The sequence below is a fragment of the Mesorhizobium sp. M1348 genome, assembly GCF_040317925.1.
Lineage (GTDB): Bacteria > Pseudomonadota > Alphaproteobacteria > Rhizobiales > Rhizobiaceae > Mesorhizobium.
The window spans coordinates 23,199-42,989 of record NZ_JAMYLH010000019.1 but is presented as its reverse complement, the minus strand read 5'-3'; the positions used below and the strand labels follow the sequence as shown (position 1 = coordinate 42,989).

Genomic DNA, 19,791 nt, shown 5'->3' with positions numbered 1-19,791 from the left:
ATGTCCTCACCCATCTTGAAACTGGTGGCCCAGCGCATTGCGCTGGGCATCATCCTTCTGTTGGCCGTTTCGGTCCTGATCTTCGCCGGCACCCAGATCCTGCCCGGCGACGTCGCACAAGCCATTCTCGGGCAGTCGGCGACACCGGAGTCGCTCGCCAATCTGCGCGAGCAGCTCGGCCTCAATGATCCGGCTTACATCCGTTATTTTCGTTGGCTCGGCGGCATCCTGACCGGTGATCTCGGTACGGCTATGTCGAGCGGTCAGGATATCGCAACCTCGATCAAGGGAAGGCTGTGGAACACGCTGTTCCTCGCCTTCTGGGCGGCGGTCGTCGCGGTGCCGCTGGCGATCATCCTCGGGCTGATCGCGGTGCGCTACCGCAATGGCTGGGTCGACAAGCTGATCTCGGGACTGGCGCTGGCCTCGACGTCCTTCCCGGAATTCTTCGTCGGCTATGTTCTCGTCTTTTTCTTCGCGGTGCAACATCAATGGTTTCCCGCCATTTCCACTGTCTATGACGGGATGCCTTTCGGCGAACGCATTCAGGCCATCGCACTGCCGGCGGCGGCGCTGACCCTGGTGGTGCTCGCCCATATGATGCGCATGACGCGCGCCGCGATCCTCAATGTCATGCAGTCGGCCTATGTCGAAACCGCCGAACTCAAGGGGCTTTCGGCCTTCGCGGTCATCCGCAGGCATGCCTTCCCCAATGCCATTGCGCCGATCATCAACGTCGTGATGCTCAATCTCGCTTACCTGATCGTCGGCGTCGTCGTGGTCGAAGTTATCTTCGTCTATCCAGGCATGGGCCAATACCTCGTCGACCACGTCACCAAGCGTGACGTGCCGGTTGTGCAGGCGGTCGGGCTGATCTTCGCCGCCGTCTACATCAGCCTGAACATCATCGCGGACATAGCGGCGATTGTCGCCAATCCGCGCCTCAGACATCCGAAATGAAGGGGTCGGGCATGCTCGTCATCAAACGCATCCCCATCCCGGCATTGATCGGCATCGTGCTGACGGCACTGTTCGTCTTGGCGGCAATCTTCGCGCCGTGGATCGCGCCGCACGGTAATGCAGAGATCGTCAGCGACGTCCCTTGGGAACCGATGTCGGCGGCGCATTGGCTGGGCACCGACAATCTCGGCCGCGATCTGTTGTCGCGCATGATCTATGGCGCCCGCATCACCCTGTTCATCGCGGTGCTGGCGACCGCGCTGTCGTTCTCGCTCGGCGCCATCCTCGGCTTTTCGGCAGCGGTTTTCGGTGGCTGGTTCGACACGCTGCTGTCACGGCTTGTCGATCTCCTGATGTCGATCCCGACACTGATCATGGCCCTTGTCGTGCTTTCGGTGCTGCCATCCAATCTGGTGACACTGATCCTGGTCATGGGCATTCTCGACTCGACCCGCGTCTACCGCCTGTCGAGGGCGGTCGCCGTCGACATCAACGTCATGGATTACGTCGAGGCGGCCAAATTGCGTGGCGAAGGCAGCGGCTGGATCATCTTCCGCGAAATCCTGCCCAATGCGCTGTCGCCGCTGGTTTCGGAACTCGGCCTGCGCTTCATCTATGCCGTGCTGTTCCTGTCGACGCTGTCCTTCCTCGGGCTTGGCGTGCAGCCGCCGGACGCCGATTGGGGCGGCATGGTCAAGGAAAACAAGGATGGCATCGTCTTCGGCATAGGCGCCGCCCTCATTCCGGCGGCAGCGATCGCAGCGCTGGCGATTTCCGTCAATCTTGTCGCCGACTGGGTGCTCAACCGCACGACAAGCCTGAAGGGAGGACGCGGGTAATGGCTGACAAGCAACCGAAGCCCGGGCAACCGAAGTCCGGCGTGCTGCTCGACATCCGCAATCTGCGCATCGAGGCCACCGTGTATCCGCCGGGCGAGGCGCCGAAGAACATCGTGCTGGTGCACGATGTCTCGCTGACGCTGGAGAAGGGCAAGGTGCTCGGATTGATCGGCGAGTCCGGCGCCGGCAAATCGACCATCGGCCTGTCGTCGATGGGCTACGGCCGCGGCGGCGTGCGCATCACCGGCGGCGAGGTCATCCTCAACGGCCGGGATATCCTCAAAGGCGGCAAGGAGGGCTTTCGCAAGCTGCGCGGTCGCGAGGTCTGCTATGTCGCGCAATCGGCGGCGGCGGCCTTCAACCCGGCGCACAGACTGATGGACCAGGTGGTCGAAGCGACGCTGCTGCATGGCAGGGCGACACGGGCCGCGGCCGAAAAACGCGCCGTCGCGCTGTTCAAGAAGCTCAGCCTGCCGAACCCCGAAAGCATTGGCGAACGCTTTCCGCACCAGGTGTCCGGCGGCCAGCTGCAGCGTGTGATGACGGCGATGGCGCTGTGTTCCGAGCCCGACCTGATCGTCTTCGACGAGCCGACCACGGCGCTCGACGTGACGACGCAGATCGACGTGCTGGCGGCGATCAAGGACGCCATCCGCGACACTCATGTCGCGGCGCTCTACATCACTCATGACCTTGCTGTCGTCGCGCAGGTCTCGGACGAGATCATGGTGCTGCGCCATGGCCGGCTGGTCGAATGGGGCGGCACCCGCCAGATCATCAAGGAGCCGCGCCAGGAATACACCAACGCGCTGGTTTCGGTGCATGAGATCGAACACCAGGAGCAGAAGCCCGGCACGAGCCCGTTCCTGTCGGTCAAGAACATCACCGCCGCCTATGGCCGCAGTCACATCAAGGTGCTGAAGAACGTCTCGGTCGATATTTTCCCGGGCCAGACGCTGGCGGTGGTCGGCGAGTCCGGCTCCGGCAAATCGACACTGGCGCGCGCCATCACCGGCCTCTTGCCGCCCGAACAAGGCACCGTCACCTTCGACGGACGGCCGCTCGCCAACCGGCTTGCCGACCGGCCGAAAGAGGATCTTCGCCAACTGCAGATGATCTACCAGATGGCCGACGTGGCGATGAACCCGCGCCAGACGGTCGGCACCATCATCGGCCGGCCGTTGGAATTCTATTTCGGTCTGCGCGGAAGGCAACGTGACGCCCGTGTCGCGGAACTGCTCGACAAGATCGAGATGGGCAAGGGTTTTGTCGACCGCTACCCGGCCGAGCTTTCCGGCGGCCAGAAACAGCGTGTCTGCATCGCCCGCTCGCTCGCCGCCAAGCCGAAGCTGATCATCTGCGACGAGGTGACCTCGGCGCTCGATCCGCTGGTCGCCCACGGCATACTGGAGCTGCTGCTCGGGCTGCAGAAAGAGGAAAACGTCGCCTATCTGTTCATCACCCACGACCTGGCCACGGTCAAGTCGATCGCCGATTCGATCGCCGTGATGTATCGCGGCGAAGTGGTGCGCTACGGCGCCAAGAGCACCGTGCTGACGCCACCCTTCGATGCCTATACCGATCTTTTGCTGTCGTCGGTGCCCGAAATGGAGATCGGCTGGCTGGAAAAGGCGATCAAGGGACGCCGCATGGCTAGCGCGGGGAACTAGCGGGCCGGCCATTGCGCGTGACGATCCTGTCCGGGCGTGGATTGAACGGCAGGCCCCAGGCGCACGATCCGACTTATCCGACTAAACCGCATGGAGCCGCCTATGGCGCTCGACACAAAACTGTTGCTCATCATTCTCGACGGCGTGCCTTACCGGAACTGGCGACGGCTGATGGGCAATCTCGAAGGCTGGGTGCAATCCGGCGACGCGCGCGTGTGGAAGATGCGCTCCGTGCTGCCGTCGACCTCGGCATCCTGCTATGCCTCAATCCACACCGGCGTGCCGCCCCAAGTGCACGGCATCCTGTCCAACGAAAACCGGTTTCGCGTCGAACAGCCGGACGTTTTTTCCGAAGTCACGAAGGCCGGCGGCAAGACGGGTGCGGTCACCCATTCCTACTGGTCCGAATTCTTCCGGGGCTATCCGTTCGACCTGGTGGAGGACATGGAGTTCGACGAGCCGGGCGGGCCGATCAGCCATGGCCGGTTCCACACCATGACCGGCTACAATGACAGCAACCAGATGACGCCGAGCGACGTCGACCTGTTCGCGACGTTGACCATGCTGACCAGGCGCTACGGCATCGACTACGGCATCCTGCACAGCTGCACGCTGGACTCGATGGGCCACCGCTTCGGCCATGACTGCCACGAGATGGATCATGCCGTCTATGCAATGGACGCCATGCTCGCCGGCTTCCTGCCGCGCTGGCGGGAGGCCGGCTACGAGGTGATCGTCACCGCCGATCATGGCCAGACCAATCGCGGCCATCATGGCGGCCACGACGAGGAGATGCAGGATTTCGCACTTTACTACTTCGGATCCGGCGAGGGTCCGGAAGCCAATACGCTGCTCGATCAGCTGCAACTCGCGCCGACGGTGCTTGCGCGTCTCGGCGTGCCGGTGCCGGCGACAATGAAGGCCGAGCCATTTCTGAGCTGAGCGCGCGCCCTCTTCTCCCCTCTGGCAACGTTCCCGCTCTTCGGCTAGCCTCCGCAAAATTCCTCGGGCGGATGCGGTGAACCTTTTTGGGCCGATCAGCGACAGAGAAGGCAGGAGCCAGGCGGCTCGACCGGCGATGACTGCCGCGGAGACCGATCGCGCGCTCGTCGAGCGGGTCGCGAAGGGCGACCGTGCCGCCGTGCGGCTCCTGTTCATGCGCCACCACGCGCGGGTCTACCGCTTCGTGGCACGCCAGACGGGATCGGAACTGATGGCCGACGATATCGCGAACGAGGTGTTCCTCGAACTCTGGCGGCAGGCGCCGGCCTTCGAGGGCCGCTCGGAGGTCTCGACATGGCTGCTCGGCATTGCCCGCTTCAAGGCGCTGTCCCTGCTACGCAAGAAGAAGGAAGACTGGATCGACGACGATGACGCGGCCCAGGTCGCCGACGGCGCCGACACGCCGGAAGTCGTGACAATGAAGGAAGACAAGGCCGCTGCCTTGCGACGCTTCATCGATGCCATGCCGGAAGAGCACCGTACGGTGATCGACCTTGCCTATTATCACGGGCAATCGGTGAGCGAGATCGGCGAGGTACTCGGCATCCCGGTCGCCACGGTCAAGACCAGGATGTTCTACGCCCGCAAGAAACTCGGCGAAGCCCTCAAGGCCGCCGGTTACGACAGGGGGTGGCCATGAGCGCCGCTGAAAAAATGTCGCGCCGCGACAAAATGGAAATGCTGCTGCCGTTTTATCTGAACGGCTCGCTGGAGGGCACCGAGCTCGAAGCCATCGAGGAATGGCTGGCGAGCGATCCGGCGGCGATGGCCGCACTTGGCGAGGCCGAGGCCGAATTCTCCGGCACCGCTGCCGCCAACGAGGCAATCCGCCCGCCGGCCGATGCGCTCAGCCGCTTTGCCAGGGCGCTCGACGCCGAGGCCGGCCCGGCCCGCGCGCCTGCGGCATCGTCCTGGCTGGCGCAGGCCTGGAGCCGCTTCATGGCGGTGCCCGCCGGCGTCGCCTGGGCGGCGGCCACGGTGCTGCTGGCCCTGGTCGTCGCGCAATCCTTTGTGCAGACCGGCAACAGAGGTGGCGATTTCGAGATTGCCGGATCGGAGCACGATCTGGCCAAAATGCCGTTTGCACTGGTGAAGTTCAAACCGGATGCGAAGCTGTCCGACATCGTCGCTTTTCTCGACCAGAACCAGTTGAAGATCGCCGGCGGGCCGACCGCCGACGGCGTCTTCCGCCTTGGCGTTCCGGCCAAGACCGCCGCCGACTATCAGAAGCTGCTTGGCCTTATTGCCGCCCAGCCTTTCACCGAAGCTGCCCTGGAGGGAAGGAAACCGGCTGATGGCGGCTAAGGCGGTCATTCGATTGACGGCGGCGATCACAATCTTCGCCGCGTCCGCAATGGCCCAGACCAACGACCCGAACCTCACCCAGGCTGAGATCGACTGCCTGAACCGGGGAAGTGCTGCCAACGCCGACTGCGCCAAGGATGGCGGCGGCGTGAAGGATGGCGGCAAAGCGCCGGCTCCTGGAACGACGGGCGCGGTGTTTCTTCCGGGCTTGATTGTCGACCTGTTCCCCAATCCTACCGCAGTCACCGGGGCGCCGATACCTCCTGGCAATACTGCGGCCCCGCCGTCTGCTCCGCCTTCGGGCGCCCCGGCAACACAGGCTGCCGCGCCGGGCGGTCCGGTGGTTGCGCCGACCGATCTTGTCGCAACCGAGCCGCGGCGCGCCGTGATCGGCGATTTCGTGCCCGACGAGGTGCTGGTCACGATCAATGGCGATGCCGGTGCGGTCCAGCAGATCGCCGCCTCGTTCGGCCTCGAAATACGCTCGCAGCGGCAGTCGCGGCTGCTCGGCAACACGCTGGTGCGCTTCGGCATACCCGATGGCCGCCCGGTCGGCGTCGTGCTGGCGCAACTTGCCGCCAACGGCCGCATTTTGCGGCGTGAGGCCAACCATGTCTATGCGCTGCAGCAGGCGGCCAGCATCGTCAATTATGCGTTCGAGCGCATCGCACTCGACGCCAACGCGGCCAGCGGCGAGAATGTCCGCGTCGGCGTCATCGACACCGGCATCGACGACAGCAACCCGGCGCTTTCCGGCGTTATTGCCGGGCAGTTCGATGCCATGCCCGACGTGCCGATCAAGGCCCGCGACCACGGCACTTCGGTGGACGGCCTGATCGCCGGCACCGGCGCGTTCAAAGGCATGGCGCCGGGCGCCAGGATCTATCACGCCCGCGCCTTCGAGGGCGGCAAGTCGACCATGGACGTGATCCTTTCGGCGCTCGACTGGGCGGCGGAGCAGGATGTCCGCATCATCAATATGAGCTTCGTCGGCCCGAAGAACGACCTGCTCGGCATCGCCTGCCGCAATGCGCGCGCGCTTGGCACCGTGCTGGTCGCGGCCGCCGGCAATAACGGGCCGAAGGCGCCCTATGGTTATCCGGCCGCCTTCGACGGCGTGATCGCGGTGACGGCCACCGATGCCAAGGACGGGCTGATGCCGCAGGCCAATCGCGGCGCCTACGTCTTCATCTCCGCTCCCGGCGTCGAGATGGTGGCGCCGAGCGGCGCCGGCTCGGATGTGGTGACCGGGACCTCCTTTGCAGCGGCGATCGTGACCGGCGCGATCGCCAATCTGTTGCATGCCGCGCCCGACCGCTCCGCCGACTGGGTCGAGAAAGCACTCGCCGCCACGGCAAAGGATCTCGGGCCCAAGGGGCGCGACAATGATTTCGGCTTTGGGCTTCTGGACACCAAGGCGGCCGAGGCGGCGAAGAACTAAGTCTCGTGTTTGAAGCTTCTGCCTTATCAAAGCTCAATCAGTTGGTTGTCGCAAATGGCCGAGAAGGGTGGAGGCCGTGTAAAAACTCGACTCTGGCCGACGCTCTCAAGGGCAGCAGCATTATTCGAGGACAGAATTCTACGCTCAGGATATCGCGACGGGTTTCCACCGGCCTCGGTGGAGAGCGGCCATTTACCGAGCCGTCTCACAACGCTGTCGCGAAACTTGTCTCACGCCGTGCTATAATGACCAAGCCAACCTGCACTACGCCGCAGTAGGGAAAATGCTTCACCGCGGGCACACAGAATGTAGACCTGTGGTCGCCAGTCCTGATCAGAAATAGAAACGACAGGGAGGATGACGTGTCCCTCGACGCCAGTGACTTCGATCAAGCAGTTGAAGAATACCACCTGGCTCTGGATGAGTTCATGAAAGGAAACCCCGCGCCAGCGAAGAAGCTCTTTTCCCAACGAGACGATGTAACACTGGGCAATCCGTTTGGCCCTTTCGCGCATGGATGGAAACAGGTCATTGAGACGATGGAGCAAGCGGCATCGAACTACAGGGACGGCGACGCTACCGGCTTCGAGAACATAGCGAAGTGTGTGACGTCTGAGCTGGCATACATCGTCGAAGTGGAGCGGCTCAGGTCCAAGGTTGGCGGTCGGAGCGATGTCACGCCTCTTGCGTTACGCGCGACGAGCGTCTTTCGCCCAGAAGATGGTCTGTGGAAGATTGTGCATCGTCATGCCGATCCGATAACGACGGCTCAGCCGGCCGATTCGGTACTCCGCCGATAGCGGTTGTGGTATGGGGGAAGCGATCGATCTCCTTTGCTGCTGCAGCGCGGCTGTTCTTCAGTCCGTTCCCTGCTAAGGGTCGGCCCGCGTCATCGGGCTCGCAGGGTCGGACGGCCGCTCTGGGTCGAACTCGGTCGCCCGGAGTGATCGAGTTTTGACCTTTAGGCAGGCACGCCGGCGACCGATCCCCTGACCACCAGGTCGACCGGCCAGACCTCCGCGAGCCCCCTCCTCCAGGCCGGAAATGCGCGCCGCCAGCCGTTCGGCGATGCGTGCGCCCGCCAGGCGGATCGACGGACGTGTGGTCGACAGCGGCACCGAAAAATTTTCCGGCTTCAGGACAATGATTTCGGCTTTGGCCTGCTGGACACCAAGGCGGCCGAGGCGGCCAAAGAATAGCCCGCTCAAGTCGCGTTTTGCCGAGGACGTGCCAGAAAATAGAACGCGGCGATGTGCGTGATCATCAGCAGCGGTACGTAGATGATCGGGATCGCGTAGGTTGCGCCCAGTTCCCCCGCGCGGGCAGGAAGGCCGATCTGAATGGCGTGATAATAGTCGACGATGAGGTCGACCGTCCCTACGACGTTGAAGGCGACGACCAACGACCAGAAGAGCGGGCGTATCCTCACCGTGAGCAGCGCCAGCATGGCCAGCACGCCAGTCGCGAAATCGCCGTAGGCGGCGAACACGGCGAAATCGGCAGGCAGATTGGGGCTTACGACGCCTGGAACCATGAAGACGAGCCCGAAGAAGCGGAAGCTGTGCAACGTAGCGATAGCGCGTTGCGCCGCGACCCGGTCCATCGACCTGAGCCACGGCCAGACATACGCCCCGAAGCAGAGCAGCCACGCGACATAGCCCAGAACGAGATGGGTTTGAAACAGTACTTCCGTGGACATCTGACGTCCTCCCAACAGTTGGTTCACACGGCCTCGAACACCGCGGTCAGGACGCCGAGCCGGCCTTGCATGAGATTTCGTCCCAGGTTGGTCGAAAGCTGAGCGAAGTCCGGTCCCATCACCACGCCGAGATTTGGTGAAGGCGGCGGCCCGGATGCGCGCAGTTGCGCGAACCAGGCCTTGGCGGTCTCGGTGTCGTCTTGCCACGCCAGCACGCGGAAGCCGGCCGGTTCGATCGCCTCGCCCGTCGCTTCGGCTGTGAGGAGGAAGCTCGTCGCCGGCGTTCGCGCCCAAGGCAGCGGATAGTGCGGCTCGCCAATGGCCGAGACGACGTCGAAGGTGGCAAACCTGCCGCCTGGTTTCAGCACGCGCCGGATCTCGCCGTAGAGCCGCGCCCGGTCGGAGATGTTCATCGCCACATGCTGCAGCAGCACGACGTCGAAACGGCTATCATCGAATGGAAGCTCCAATGCGCTGGCGGTCTGAAACGACAGCTGCCCGCTTTGTCCCGTGCGCTCGGTCAGATAGCGCGCAGCATCCACGAAAGGCTCGCTGAGGTCCACGCCGGTAACCCGGCAGCCATAGGTCGCAGCCAGAAAGCGCGCCGGCCCGCCGACGCCCGAGCCGACGTCCAGAACCGACGTGCCGGCCGCGATCCCCGCCAATTGGGCAATCTCGGCGGTCGAGGCAAGCCCACGGGTGTGAAACTGGTCGAGGGTGCCCAATTGCTGGGGCGTAAGAAGCTGATCCTCCGGGCCGAGGGCAGCCAGTACCATCTTCAGCCGCTCGGTCAGGCCGGTCGCGCGATAATGGTCGCGCACGCCATCAAGTTCATCGGTCATTGCAATATATCTCCTGGGCAAGATGTCTCCTGGCTTGCAGCTCTTACCTAAGCCCGCTTCCATAATCCGACTATCCGCTGTAATCAGAACAACCTATGAAGCAGGACTACACAATCCGGCGTGGTGCACTGGAGGGCGTCGAGGTGTTCCTGGCTGTCGCCAGGCACCGCAATTTCCGCCGTGCCGCCGCCGATCTCGGCGTGACGCCGTCCGCCGTGAGCCAGGCGGTGCGCACGCTGGAAGCCCGCATGGGTGCGGCGCTGTTCGCCCGCACGACGCGGAGCGTCGGTCTGACCGAGGCCGGCCAGCGCTTCCTCGAGCGCGCCGGCCCTGCCTTCGAGGAGATCGCCGCGGCCGGCGAGGCTGCGCGCGACGTCGGCCAACGGCCGACCGGGCTGCTGCGCCTGTCCGTGCCCCGCGCCGTCGTGCCATTGATCCTGGAGCCGATGATCGCGTCGTTCTGCCAAGCCTATCCTGAGATCGAACTGGAGATCGCCGCGAGCGACGAGATGGTCGATCTCGCGATCGGGGGGTTCGATGCCGGCATCCGCCTCGGCCAGCTCATCGCGCCCGACATGGTTGCAGTGCGGCTTACGCCGCCGTTCACGTTCGTGGTCGTCGGCAGCCCTGACTATCTCGAGCGCCACGGCTACCCCGAACGTGTCGACGACTTGCGCCACCACGCCTGCCTACGCTTGCGCCGCTCGAACGGCGCCATCGCGCCCTGGACCTTCGCCGACGGCAACGGTGCTATCGAGGCGATCGTCTCAGGCCCACTGATCGCGCACGACTATCCAACGTTGCTCGGGGCTGCGACAAAGGGCGTTGGGCTGGCGCAGACGCCTCGACCCGTCGCCGAAGGTCCGATAGCCGAAGGAAAACTCAGACCGGTGCTGGACGACATCGCTGCGACGACGCCGGGCGTCTTTCTCTACCATCTTGGCAAGCGCCAAGTCCTGCCGAAGCTGCGCGTCTTTATCGATCACCTCAAGTCCGCGGCCTGAGACATGACGCATGGCGATTGCCTGTGCTGGCCAACAGCCACCCAACGGCGACTTTGGTCGTTCAGAGTGATTGAGTTATGCCCCTAGGCAGGCGCGCCGGCGACCGATCCCCTGACCACAAGGTCGACCGGCCAGACCTCGCCGCGAGCGCCCTCCTCCAGACCGGAAATCCGCGCCGCCAGCCGTTCGGCGATGCGTGCGCCGGCCAGGCGGATCGACGAACGTGTCGTCGACAGCGGCACCGAAAAATTTTCCGGCTTCAGCCAGGGAAAGACGTCGTCATGGGCGATCAGCGACAGGTCGCCCGGAATGGTCAGGCCGAGATCGCGCACCGCCCGCACCACGCCGAGCGCCATGATCAGGCTGGAGCAGGCGATCGCCGTCGGCGCGTCGCTTTGTTCCAGCAGACGCCTGGCGGCGCGGTAGCCGTTCTCCTCGGTCATGGTGAGGGAACAGACATGCTGATCACGAAGCACAAGGCCGCTTGCCGCAAGCGCGCGCCGCACGCCGCGCTCGCGATGGATGGCGAAGGTCTCGCGATCATCGCCATTGATCAGTGCCAGCCGCCTGTGACCGAGTTGGACGAGTAGCCGCGCCGCCTCGTGGAAGGCGCCCTCATTGTCGATGTCGGTGAAGGGGTAGTCGAAATCGAAGCCTTCGCTGCGGCCGTGGACGATGAAGGGAATGCCGAGCGTATTGACGAGTGCCACCCGCCGGTCGGCCGGCCTCGGCGAGGAGATATAGACCGCGTCGACCTGCCGGTTGGCGACAATGCGCCGGTAGGTCGTCTCCTGGTCGTCGGCATCGGCCGGTGACAGCACCAGGTCGAGCTCGTGCGAACGCGCATAGTCGCCGAGGCCGGACAGGAACTCGACGAAATGCGGGTCGATATCGACGGTCGTTCCCGTCGGCAGCACATAGCCGATCATGCCGGTCTTGCCGGTCGCCAGCCGGCGCGCGCTCGGATTGGGGCGATAGCCGTGACGCTTGGCGGCATCCATCACCCGCCGGCGCGTTTCCTCGTTGACTTCCGGGTAGCCGTTCAATGCGCGGCTCACCGTGGTCTGCGAAAGCGCCAGCATGTGGGAGAGCTGCTTGAGGTTCACCGGAGGCCTCCAACCTCAAAGCGCTTCTAATCTGAATCGATCTGGCCGCTACGAACCGAGTTGCCGAGCGTGATGACCATACGCACGGTTCGGACCGGTTTGAAGCCGAATTTGCTGCTGCACCGCCAGAAAACTGTGCTGCAGCGCACTTTCGCCGGCACTCGACTGCAGAAATTAAATCGATTAAGCCGGCTTCCTCTTGACTCGCGATCAATTCAGTGGCGAGATCAAAATGACCAAAGCGCTTTGGAAGACTCTGCGAAAGGTTGCAGTTCCTTTCCGACTGAGTCACAGTCCTGCAGCGCCGGCGGACGGAATGGAGGTTTCGTTCGGTGTTTGTCACCACTGGGAGGGAATACCGATGAAGAAAATGCTTCTGCTGGGCGCCGCGTTTGCCACGCTAGCCCTGGCCATGCCCGCGCAAGCCGAACTGAAGTTCAAGCCGGGCGAAGATCCCCGTTTCAACTGGGCCAACTACGAAGAGCTCAAGAAGGTCGACCTCAAGGGCGAGACGCTGACGATCTTCGGACCGTGGCGCGGCGAGGACGAAGGGCTTATCCGCACCGTCCTCGATTACTTCTCCGAAGCCACCGGCGCCGAGATCAAGTACTCCTCGTCGGAGAATTACGAGCAGCAGATCGTCATCGACACGCAGGCCGGCAGCCCGCCCAACATCGCCGTGCTGCCGCAGCCGGGCCTGATCCAGGATCTGGCATCGAAGGGCCTTTTGACGCCGCTCGGCGACGACACCGCCAACTGGGTCAAGGACAATTACGGCGCCGGCCAATCCTGGGTCGACCTCGGCACCTTCAAGGACAAGGACGGCAAGCCCGGCTTCTTCGCCTTTCCTTATAAGGCCGACGTGAAGTCGCTGGTCTGGTACTCGCCGGACAATTTCGAGGAAGCCGGCTACAAGGTGCCGAAGACGCAGGAAGAGCTTGCCGAGCTCGAAAAGAAGATCATCGCCGACGGCGGCACGCCATGGTGCATCGGGCTTGGTTCGGGCGGCGCCACCGGCTGGCCGGCGACCGACTGGGTCGAAGACATCATGCTGCGCACCCAGACGCCCGAGACCTACGACAAATGGGTGAAGAACGAAATTCCGTTCAACGATCCGGCCGTGGTCAACGCCATCGACATTTTCGGCAAGATCGCGACCGACGACAAGATGGTCGAGGGCGGCGCCAAGGCGGTTGCGGCGACCGATTTCCGCGACAGCCCGAAGGGCCTCTTCTCGGTGCCGCCGAAATGCTATCTGCACCACCAGGCATCGTTCATCCCGACCTTCTTCCCGCAAGGCACCAAGATCGGCGAGGATGCCGACTTCTTCTATTACCCGCCCTACGCCTCCAAGCCCGAGCTCGGCACTCCGGTGCTCGGCGCCGGCACGCTGGCCATGATCACCAAGGACTCCAAGGCAGCGCGCGCCTTCATCGAATTCCTGAAGCTGCCGCTCGCTCATGAGATCTGGATGGCACAGGGCGGCTTCGTGACGCCGTTCAAGTCGGTCAACAAGGACGCCTATGCCAGCGACGCGCTGAAGAAGCAGGGCGAGATCCTGGCCAACGCCTCGACCTTCCGCTTCGACGGGTCCGACCTGATGCCGGGCAAGATCGGCGCCGGCGCGTTCTGGACCGGCATGATCGACCTGGTCGGCGGCAAGTCCGCCCAGGACGTCGCCACCGACATCCAGAAAAGCTGGGACGCGATCAAGTAAGCGGCCGGCTTGAGTTCCCAATCTGATGCGGTCCGGGCCTCAAACGGCCCGGATCCTATCCGGTGCTTGGCGTCGCGTCGATTGTCGTGAGCACAACGCATTCCGGCATGACGCGCGCCCAGTGACCTGCTTTTCGGCTGGTCGCGCTCCAGACAACTGAATCGGCGCATGATCCCGTCGCCAAAGCCATTCTCGACTGGCGGATCCGTGCGCAGGGGGAGGGACCCATGGCGGCTCAGATTTTTTCGGCGATATTCGTCATCATCATCGGCGTGGGCGGCTGCGTCGCCTATTTCTGGGGCGCCAACAAGGCACTCGACACAATCTTTCCGGCACGCGGCGTTTCCGGCAAGGCGGCGATTAACAATCTGCGCCGGCAGGGGGTGATCCGACCCTGGCTGTTCGTCGGGCCGGCGATGATCATCCTCACCATCTACCTGATCTACCCGGTGGTGGAGACGCTGAGGCTGTCGTTCCTCGATCGCGGCGGCGGCCATTTCGTCGGCTTGGCCAACTATCAATGGGCGTTCGGCGACCGCGAGTTCCGCAACTCGATCCTCAACAACATCATCTGGCTGGCGGTGGTGCCGGCCGCCTGCACCTTCCTCGGGCTGATAATCGCCGTGCTCACCGACAAGATCTGGTGGGGCACCATCGCCAAGAGCCTGATCTTCCTGCCGCTGGCCATCTCCTTCGTCGGCGCCAGCGTCATCTGGAAATTCATCTACGAGTATCGCGGCGACGGGCAGACGCAGATCGGTCTGCTCAACGCCATCATCCAGTATTTCGGCGGCCAGCCGCAGGTCTGGATATCGCTGCCGTTCTGGAACAACTTCTTCCTGATGGTCATCCTGATCTGGATCCAGACCGGCTTTGCCATGGTCATCCTGTCGTCGGCCTTGCGCGGCATTCCGGAAGAGACGCTGGAAGCCGCCGTCATCGACGGCGCCAACCCTTTCCAGATCTTCTGGAAGATCATGGTGCCGCAGATCTGGGGGACGATCGCCGTCGTCTGGACCACCATCACCATCCTGGTGCTGAAGGTTTTCGACATTGTGCTGACCATGACCAACGGCCAGTGGAACAGCCAGGTGCTGGCCAATCTGATGTTCGACTGGATGTTCCGCGGCGGCGGCGATTTCGGTCGCGGCGCCACCATCGCCATCATCATCATGATCGCGGTCATTCCGATCATGGTCTGGAACATCCGCCAGGCGAACAAAGAGACGGAAGGACATTGAGATGGCCGCGTCGACCGGAAAGTCCTTTTTCAGCCGTTTCGGCGTCCATATCGCCGTCTTCATCTTCGTCGCGATCTGGACGATCCCGACGCTCGGCATTCTGGTCTCGTCGCTGCGCGACAAGGACCAGATCATCGCTTCGGGCTGGTGGAACTCGTTCACCAGTTCCAGCCAGACGGAAGCCGGACGGCTGCCGCCCGCCTCGGCGCAGGTCGAGAAGGACGGCAAGTTCGTCCTGCAAGGCAATATCTTCGGCGACGGCCCGGCCCGCAACATCAGCGCCTTCGGCGTCAAGTCGGCAGCGCCGACGCAATATCCCGCCAGCACGACAGCCGATCTCGGCGACGGCGTGACCTTGCAGCTCAATGCCGACGGCAGTTTCGTCATGACCTCGCCGAAGGCTTTCGAAGGCGAACGCGGCCAGCGCGTCTATTACGCCTCGTCGGCGCCGCCGAAATTCACCACCGACAATTACGACACGGTGCTGTTTTCGGAAGGCATCGGTCGCTCCTTCATGAACTCGCTGACCGTCACCATTCCGGCGACCGTCATCCCGATCCTGATCGCCGCGTTCGCCGCCTACGCGCTGGCCTGGATGCGCTTTCCCGGCCGGGCCCTGCTCATCGCCGTCATCATCGGCCTCCTGGTCGTGCCGCTGCAGATGTCGCTGATCCCGCTGTTGAAGCTCTATAACGGCGTCGGCAGCTTCTTCGGCGTGCCGTCGAAGACCTATCTCGGCATCTGGCTGGCGCATACCGGCTTCGGCCTGCCTTTCGCCATCTATCTCCTGAGGAGCTATATCGCCGGCCTGCCACGCGAGATCATGGAATCGGCGCGCATCGACGGCGCCAGCGATTTCGAGATCTTCGTCAAGATCGTGCTGCCATTGTCGTTCCCGGTGCTGGCCTCGTTCGCCATCTTCCAGTTTCTCTGGGTGTGGAACGATCTGCTGGTGGCGATGGTTTTCCTTGGTACCGAGGGCGACCAGATCGTGCTGACCGCCAAGCTCAATGCGTTGCTCGGTTCGCGCGGCGGCGACTGGGAGATCCTGACGACATCGGCCTTCGTCACCATCATCGTGCCGCTGATCGTGTTCTTCTCGCTGCAGCGCTATTTCGTCCGCGGGCTGCTTGCCGGCTCGGTGAAAGGAGGTTGAGATCATGCAATCCGCTTTGAAGGCCACCCCGAAGCCCGATCTCGCTACAGATCGCGACTGGTGGCGAGGTGCCGTGATCTACCAGATCTACCCGCGCAGCTATCAGGATTCGAACGGCGACGGCATCGGCGACCTGAGGGGCATGATCGGCCGGCTGCCCTACATCGCCTCGCTCGGTGTCGACGCGATCTGGATCTCGCCATTCTTCAAATCGCCGATGAAGGATTTTGGCTACGACGTGTCGGATTATTGCGACGTCGATCCGATGTTCGGCACGCTGGCCGACTTCGACGCGCTGACCGCCGAGGCGCACCGGCTTGGTCTCAAGGTGATGATCGACGAGGTGCTCTCGCACACCGCCGACATCCATCCCTGGTTCAAGGAAAGCCGTTCGAGCCGCAGCAATCCAAAAGCCGACTGGTACGTCTGGGCGGATGCCAAGCCGGACGGCACGCCGCCCAACAACTGGCTGTCGATCTTCGGCGGCTCGGCCTGGCAGTGGGACACCAGCCGCCAGCAATATTATCTGCATAATTTCCTGGCCGAGCAGCCCGACCTCAATTTCCATAGCCGCGCGGTCCAGGACGCGCTGCTCGACGTCACCCGCTTCTGGCTGGAGCGCGGCGTCGATGGCTTCCGCCTCGATACCATCAATTTCTATTTCCACAGCCAAGGCTTGGAAGACAATCCGCCGCTGCCGCCCGAGCAGCGCAACGACCAGACGGCGCCTGCCGTCAACCCCTACAACTACCAGGACCATCTCTACGACAAGAGCCGGCCTGAAAACCTCGGCTTCCTTGAACGCTTCCGCGCCTTGCTCGACGAATATCCGGCGACGGCCGCGGTTGGCGAGGTCGGCGATTCGCAGCGTGGGCTGGAAGTAGTGGCGGCCTACACGGCAGGCGGCAAGCGCGTGCATATGTGTTACTCCTTCGACTTCCTGGCGCCGGAGAAGATCAGCGCGGCAAAGGTACGCTCGGTGCTGGAAACCTTCGGCAAGGTGGCCAGCGACGGCTGGTCGTGCTGGGCCTTCTCCAACCATGACGTGATGCGCCCTGCCTCGCGCTGGGCAGCCGGCGAGCCCGACCCGACCGCCTACCTCAAGGTGATCTCGGCGCTGCTGATGTCGTTGCGCGGCTCGGTCTGTATCTATCAGGGCGAGGAGCTCGGGCTCAGCGAGGCTGAACTCAGCTTCGAGGATCTGCAGGACCCATACGGCATCCGCTTCTGGCCGGAATTCAAGGGCCGCGACGGCTGCCGCACGCCGATGGTTTGGGACGGCGCTGCCCGCAATGGCGGCTTCTCGACGGCAAAGCCCTGGCTGCCGGTGCCCAGCAAGCACCTTGCGCAAGCGGTCAATGTGCAGCAAGGCGACGACGGCTCGCTGCTCGAGCACTACCGGCGCTTCCTGGCTTTCCGCCGCGCTCATCCGGCACTGGCCAAGGGCGATATCGAGTTCATCGAAAGCGACGGTGACACCGTCGCCTTCACGCGCCGCGAAGGCAACGAGCAGATCGTCTGCGCCTTCAATCTCGGCGCAAAGCCGGCCGAAGTCGATCTTGGCGGCCGCTCACTGCAGCCCTTGCCGGGACACGGGTTTTCGGGACAGACTGGCGCCGGCACTATCCGCCTCGGCGGCTACGGCGCCTGGTTCGGGCGTATCGACTGAATTCAAGGAAGAACTGGAGGGTACGTACCATGGCCGATGTCACGCTAAGGCAAGTGAAGAAATCATACGGCAATCTCAACATTCTGCACGGCGTCGACCTCGACATAAAGTCGGGCGAATTCATCGTCTTCGTCGGTCCGTCTGGTTGCGGCAAGTCGACCTTGCTGCGCTGCATCGCCGGGCTGGAGGAAATCACCTCGGGCGAGCTCAAGATCGACCGCGAAATTGTCAATGACGTGCCGCCGTCGAAACGCGGCATCGCCATGGTGTTCCAGTCCTATGCGCTCTATCCGCACATGACGGTCTACGACAACATGGCGTTCTCGATGAAGATCGGCAAGGAAAGCAAGGCCGAGATCGACAAGCGGGTGCGCCAGGCGGCCGAGATCCTGCAGCTGACCAAATATCTCGACCGTCTGCCCAAGGCGATGTCGGGCGGCCAGCGCCAGCGCGTCGCCATCGGCCGCGCCATCGTGCGCAATCCCAAGGTCTTCCTGTTCGACGAGCCGCTATCCAACCTCGACGCGGCGCTGCGTGTCGCCACCCGCATCGAGATCGCCAAGCTCAAGGAATCGATGCCGGCGACAACGATGATCTACGTCACCCACGACCAGGTCGAGGCGATGACGCTGGCCGACCGCATCGTAGTGCTGAAGGAAGGCCATATCGAACAGGTCGGCACGCCGATGGAGCTCTACAAGCGGCCCGGCAATCTGTTCGTCGCCCAGTTCATCGGCTCGCCGGCGATGAACATCCTGCCGGCAACGATCGACAGGACCGGCAACCCCACCGTCGTCAGCCATGTCGGCGGCCGCAAGGCGACGGTGCCGATCGCAACGCCTGTCTCGGCGAAAGGCGCTGCGGTGAGCTTCGGCGTGCGGCCGGAGGATCTGATGATTGCCACTGGCGCCGACTATTTGTTCGAAGGCACGGTCGATTATGTCGAGCAGCTCGGCGAGGTCCAACTCGTCTATGTCGACATCGGCCGCGCCGACCTGCCGCTGGTGACCAAGCTGCCGGGCAATGTCGAGGTCAAGCGCGGAGCGACGCTGCGGCTGACGGCTGACGCCGGCGACCTGCATATTTTCGACGCGGACGGGCGCTCTTTCGCGCTCCATGAAGCAGAAGCAAAGGCGGCTTGAAGCAGGCGTTTTTCCGCCATGCAAAAGACAAGAGCGGCGGGCATGGCCCGCCGCTCTTGTTTTTAATTCCAGTTCGGCTGTTAGTTGTTGCCGAAGAGGTTGCGGTCGGCGCCCTGAGGCGCGGACTTAGGCACATCGCCAGACGAATTCAGCAGCTTGTAGATCGGCGAGTTGCTGTCACGCACCGAATACGTCTGCGTCTTGTCGACGTTGACGGTCGTCTGCTTGTTGATGTCGGTGCCGCCAACATTGTCGTTGCGGGCATAGGCGCTGCCGGCGGCAATCAAGAGAGCGGCGGCAGCAAGAACGATCTTTTTCATTTTAATACTCCTGAATTTCTCGGGTCCCGGCAGCGGGCATGCCGCCGCCTTGATGGTGGGATCGGCTGTTAGTTGTTGCCGAAGAGGTTGCGGTCGGCGCCCTGGACGACCGGCTGCTTTTCAGCCTGGTCCGACGTCTTGACGGAAGCCGTGTACGAGCTATCGACAGAAGCGGTAGGCTGGTTGGCACCGTTGGAACCATAATTGTCGCTAGCGGCGAAAGCGCTGCCGGTGATGGCCAGAACGGCGGCGGCAGCAAGAACGATCTTTTTCATTTTAATACTCCTGAATTTTTTCAGATCCCGGGCGGCGGATATGCCCGCCGCCCTGATACTGGGATCGGCTGTTAGTTGTTGCCGAAGAGGTTACGGTCGGCGCCCTGGACAGGCTGCTTGTCAGCATGAACCGGCTTCTGAATGGAAGCCGTGTACGAGCTGTCGACCGAAGCGGCAGGCTGGTTCGCACCATTGGAACCAAAGTTGTCACTGCCAGCGAAGGCGCTGCCGGTGATGGCCAAAACGGCGACGGCGGCAAGAGCGATCTTTTTCATTTTAGTACTCCAGTATCTTAGTTTTCGGTCCGTCTAGCGGCGTGTCTTGGGAGGAATTCGCGTCGTTCGGACAGCCCCGATGTGGGAAAGCCAATGGCCAGTTTCCAATCACGAAGTTGTTTGGTGTG

General features: G+C 63.1%; 20 protein-coding genes and 1 pseudogene. 14 read left to right on the top strand and 7 right to left on the bottom strand.

The genetic code is table 11. From position 1 onward, the window contains the following. The 8 genes from NKH13_RS25325 (at window position 1) to NKH13_RS25290 (ending at window position 8,017) form a co-directional block, all read left to right on the top strand. A complete protein-coding gene (locus NKH13_RS25325; RefSeq protein ID WP_352464556.1) occupies window positions 1-960 on the top strand; it encodes an ABC transporter permease in 960 nt (319 codons plus the stop codon). A gap of 11 nt (window positions 961-971) precedes the next feature. Beyond that, the gene (locus NKH13_RS25320) at window positions 972-1,799 is read left to right on the top strand and encodes an ABC transporter permease (protein ID WP_352717291.1); all 828 of its coding nucleotides are present in this window, start codon (window positions 972-974) and stop codon (window positions 1,797-1,799) included. Then, the gene (locus NKH13_RS25315; protein WP_352717290.1) at window positions 1,799-3,469 is read left to right on the top strand and encodes an ABC transporter ATP-binding protein; all 1,671 of its coding nucleotides are present in this window, start codon (window positions 1,799-1,801) and stop codon (window positions 3,467-3,469) included. Before NKH13_RS25320 ends, NKH13_RS25315 begins: the two co-directional genes overlap by 1 nt. 102 nt (window positions 3,470-3,571) lie before the next feature. After that, on the top strand, window positions 3,572-4,411 hold the full coding sequence (locus NKH13_RS25310) for an alkaline phosphatase family protein (protein ID WP_352717288.1): 840 nt from the start codon (window positions 3,572-3,574) through the stop codon (window positions 4,409-4,411). 136 nt (window positions 4,412-4,547) lie between these two features. Then, a complete protein-coding gene (locus tag NKH13_RS25305; RefSeq protein ID WP_352452243.1) occupies window positions 4,548-5,111 on the top strand; it encodes a sigma-70 family RNA polymerase sigma factor in 564 nt (187 codons plus the stop codon). Continuing rightward, window positions 5,108-5,776 carry an anti-sigma factor gene (locus NKH13_RS25300; RefSeq protein WP_352915145.1) on the top strand — a complete coding sequence of 223 codons (669 nt, stop codon included), beginning with the start codon at window positions 5,108-5,110 and terminating at the stop codon, window positions 5,774-5,776. Before NKH13_RS25305 ends, NKH13_RS25300 begins: the two co-directional genes overlap by 4 nt. Beyond that, complete coding sequence (locus tag NKH13_RS25295; protein WP_352915142.1) at window positions 5,766-7,217, top strand: S8 family serine peptidase; 1,452 nt, start codon at window positions 5,766-5,768, stop codon at window positions 7,215-7,217. Before NKH13_RS25300 ends, NKH13_RS25295 begins: the two co-directional genes overlap by 11 nt. Window positions 7,218-7,579: 362 nt before the next feature. After that, a complete protein-coding gene (locus NKH13_RS25290; protein ID WP_352717284.1) occupies window positions 7,580-8,017 on the top strand; it encodes a YybH family protein in 438 nt (145 codons plus the stop codon). 161 nt (window positions 8,018-8,178) lie between these two features. Here NKH13_RS25290 and NKH13_RS25285 read toward each other — a convergent pair. From NKH13_RS25285 to NKH13_RS25275, 3 genes and pseudogenes are all read right to left on the bottom strand, one after another. Next, window positions 8,179-8,356 (bottom strand): annotated as a pseudogene (locus NKH13_RS25285) (transcriptional regulator); the annotation flags it as partial. A 65-nt stretch (window positions 8,357-8,421) separates the two neighbouring features. Next, window positions 8,422-8,916, bottom strand: coding sequence for a DUF8737 domain-containing protein (locus tag NKH13_RS25280; RefSeq protein WP_352717283.1), 495 nt, complete (start codon window positions 8,914-8,916; stop codon window positions 8,422-8,424). A 23-nt stretch (window positions 8,917-8,939) separates the two neighbouring features. Continuing rightward, entirely contained in the window at window positions 8,940-9,758 is an 819-nt protein-coding gene (locus NKH13_RS25275; protein WP_352717281.1) for a class I SAM-dependent methyltransferase, read from the bottom strand. A 95-nt stretch (window positions 9,759-9,853) separates the two neighbouring features. Here NKH13_RS25275 and NKH13_RS25270 point away from each other — a divergent pair, with 95 nt between their 5' ends. Continuing rightward, window positions 9,854-10,762: a LysR family transcriptional regulator gene (locus NKH13_RS25270; RefSeq protein ID WP_352717280.1), complete on the top strand. Its 909-nt coding sequence runs from the start codon at window positions 9,854-9,856 to the stop codon at window positions 10,760-10,762. A gap of 83 nt (window positions 10,763-10,845) precedes the next feature. Here the strand turns inward: NKH13_RS25270 and NKH13_RS25265 are convergent, their stop codons facing one another. Then, window positions 10,846-11,868: a substrate-binding domain-containing protein gene (locus tag NKH13_RS25265; protein WP_352915137.1), complete on the bottom strand. Its 1,023-nt coding sequence runs from the start codon at window positions 11,866-11,868 to the stop codon at window positions 10,846-10,848. Window positions 11,869-12,229: 361 nt separating this feature from the next. On the opposite strand from NKH13_RS25265, the gene NKH13_RS25260 reads away from it, so the two are divergent. From NKH13_RS25260 to NKH13_RS25240, 5 genes are all read left to right on the top strand, one after another. Next, window positions 12,230-13,585 carry an ABC transporter substrate-binding protein gene (locus NKH13_RS25260; RefSeq protein WP_352915135.1) on the top strand — a complete coding sequence of 452 codons (1,356 nt, stop codon included), beginning with the start codon at window positions 12,230-12,232 and terminating at the stop codon, window positions 13,583-13,585. 227 nt (window positions 13,586-13,812) lie between these two features. After that, entirely contained in the window at window positions 13,813-14,826 is a 1,014-nt protein-coding gene (locus tag NKH13_RS25255) for a carbohydrate ABC transporter permease (protein ID WP_352717276.1), read from the top strand. 1 nt (window position 14,827) lies between these two features. Further along, on the top strand, window positions 14,828-15,982 hold the full coding sequence (locus tag NKH13_RS25250; protein ID WP_352717274.1) for a carbohydrate ABC transporter permease: 1,155 nt from the start codon (window positions 14,828-14,830) through the stop codon (window positions 15,980-15,982). 4 nt (window positions 15,983-15,986) lie between these two features. Next, window positions 15,987-17,651 (top strand): beta-galactosidase BglA, encoded by a 1,665-nt coding sequence (bglA, locus tag NKH13_RS25245; RefSeq protein ID WP_352915130.1) that lies wholly within the window; start codon window positions 15,987-15,989, stop codon window positions 17,649-17,651. Window positions 17,652-17,680: 29 nt separating this feature from the next. Further along, window positions 17,681-18,793 (top strand): ABC transporter ATP-binding protein, encoded by a 1,113-nt coding sequence (locus NKH13_RS25240; protein ID WP_352717271.1) that lies wholly within the window; start codon window positions 17,681-17,683, stop codon window positions 18,791-18,793. Window positions 18,794-18,873: 80 nt separating this feature from the next. Here the strand turns inward: NKH13_RS25240 and NKH13_RS25235 are convergent, their stop codons facing one another. The 3 genes from NKH13_RS25235 to NKH13_RS25225 form a co-directional block, all read right to left on the bottom strand. Next, a complete protein-coding gene (locus NKH13_RS25235) occupies window positions 18,874-19,113 on the bottom strand; it encodes a DUF680 domain-containing protein (protein ID WP_352915127.1) in 240 nt (79 codons plus the stop codon). A 68-nt stretch (window positions 19,114-19,181) separates the two neighbouring features. Continuing rightward, complete coding sequence (locus NKH13_RS25230; protein ID WP_352717269.1) at window positions 19,182-19,388, bottom strand: DUF680 domain-containing protein; 207 nt, start codon at window positions 19,386-19,388, stop codon at window positions 19,182-19,184. Window positions 19,389-19,459: 71 nt separating this feature from the next. Next, complete coding sequence (locus NKH13_RS25225; RefSeq protein WP_352717268.1) at window positions 19,460-19,663, bottom strand: DUF680 domain-containing protein; 204 nt, start codon at window positions 19,661-19,663, stop codon at window positions 19,460-19,462. Window positions 19,664-19,791: the final 128 nt, after the last annotated feature.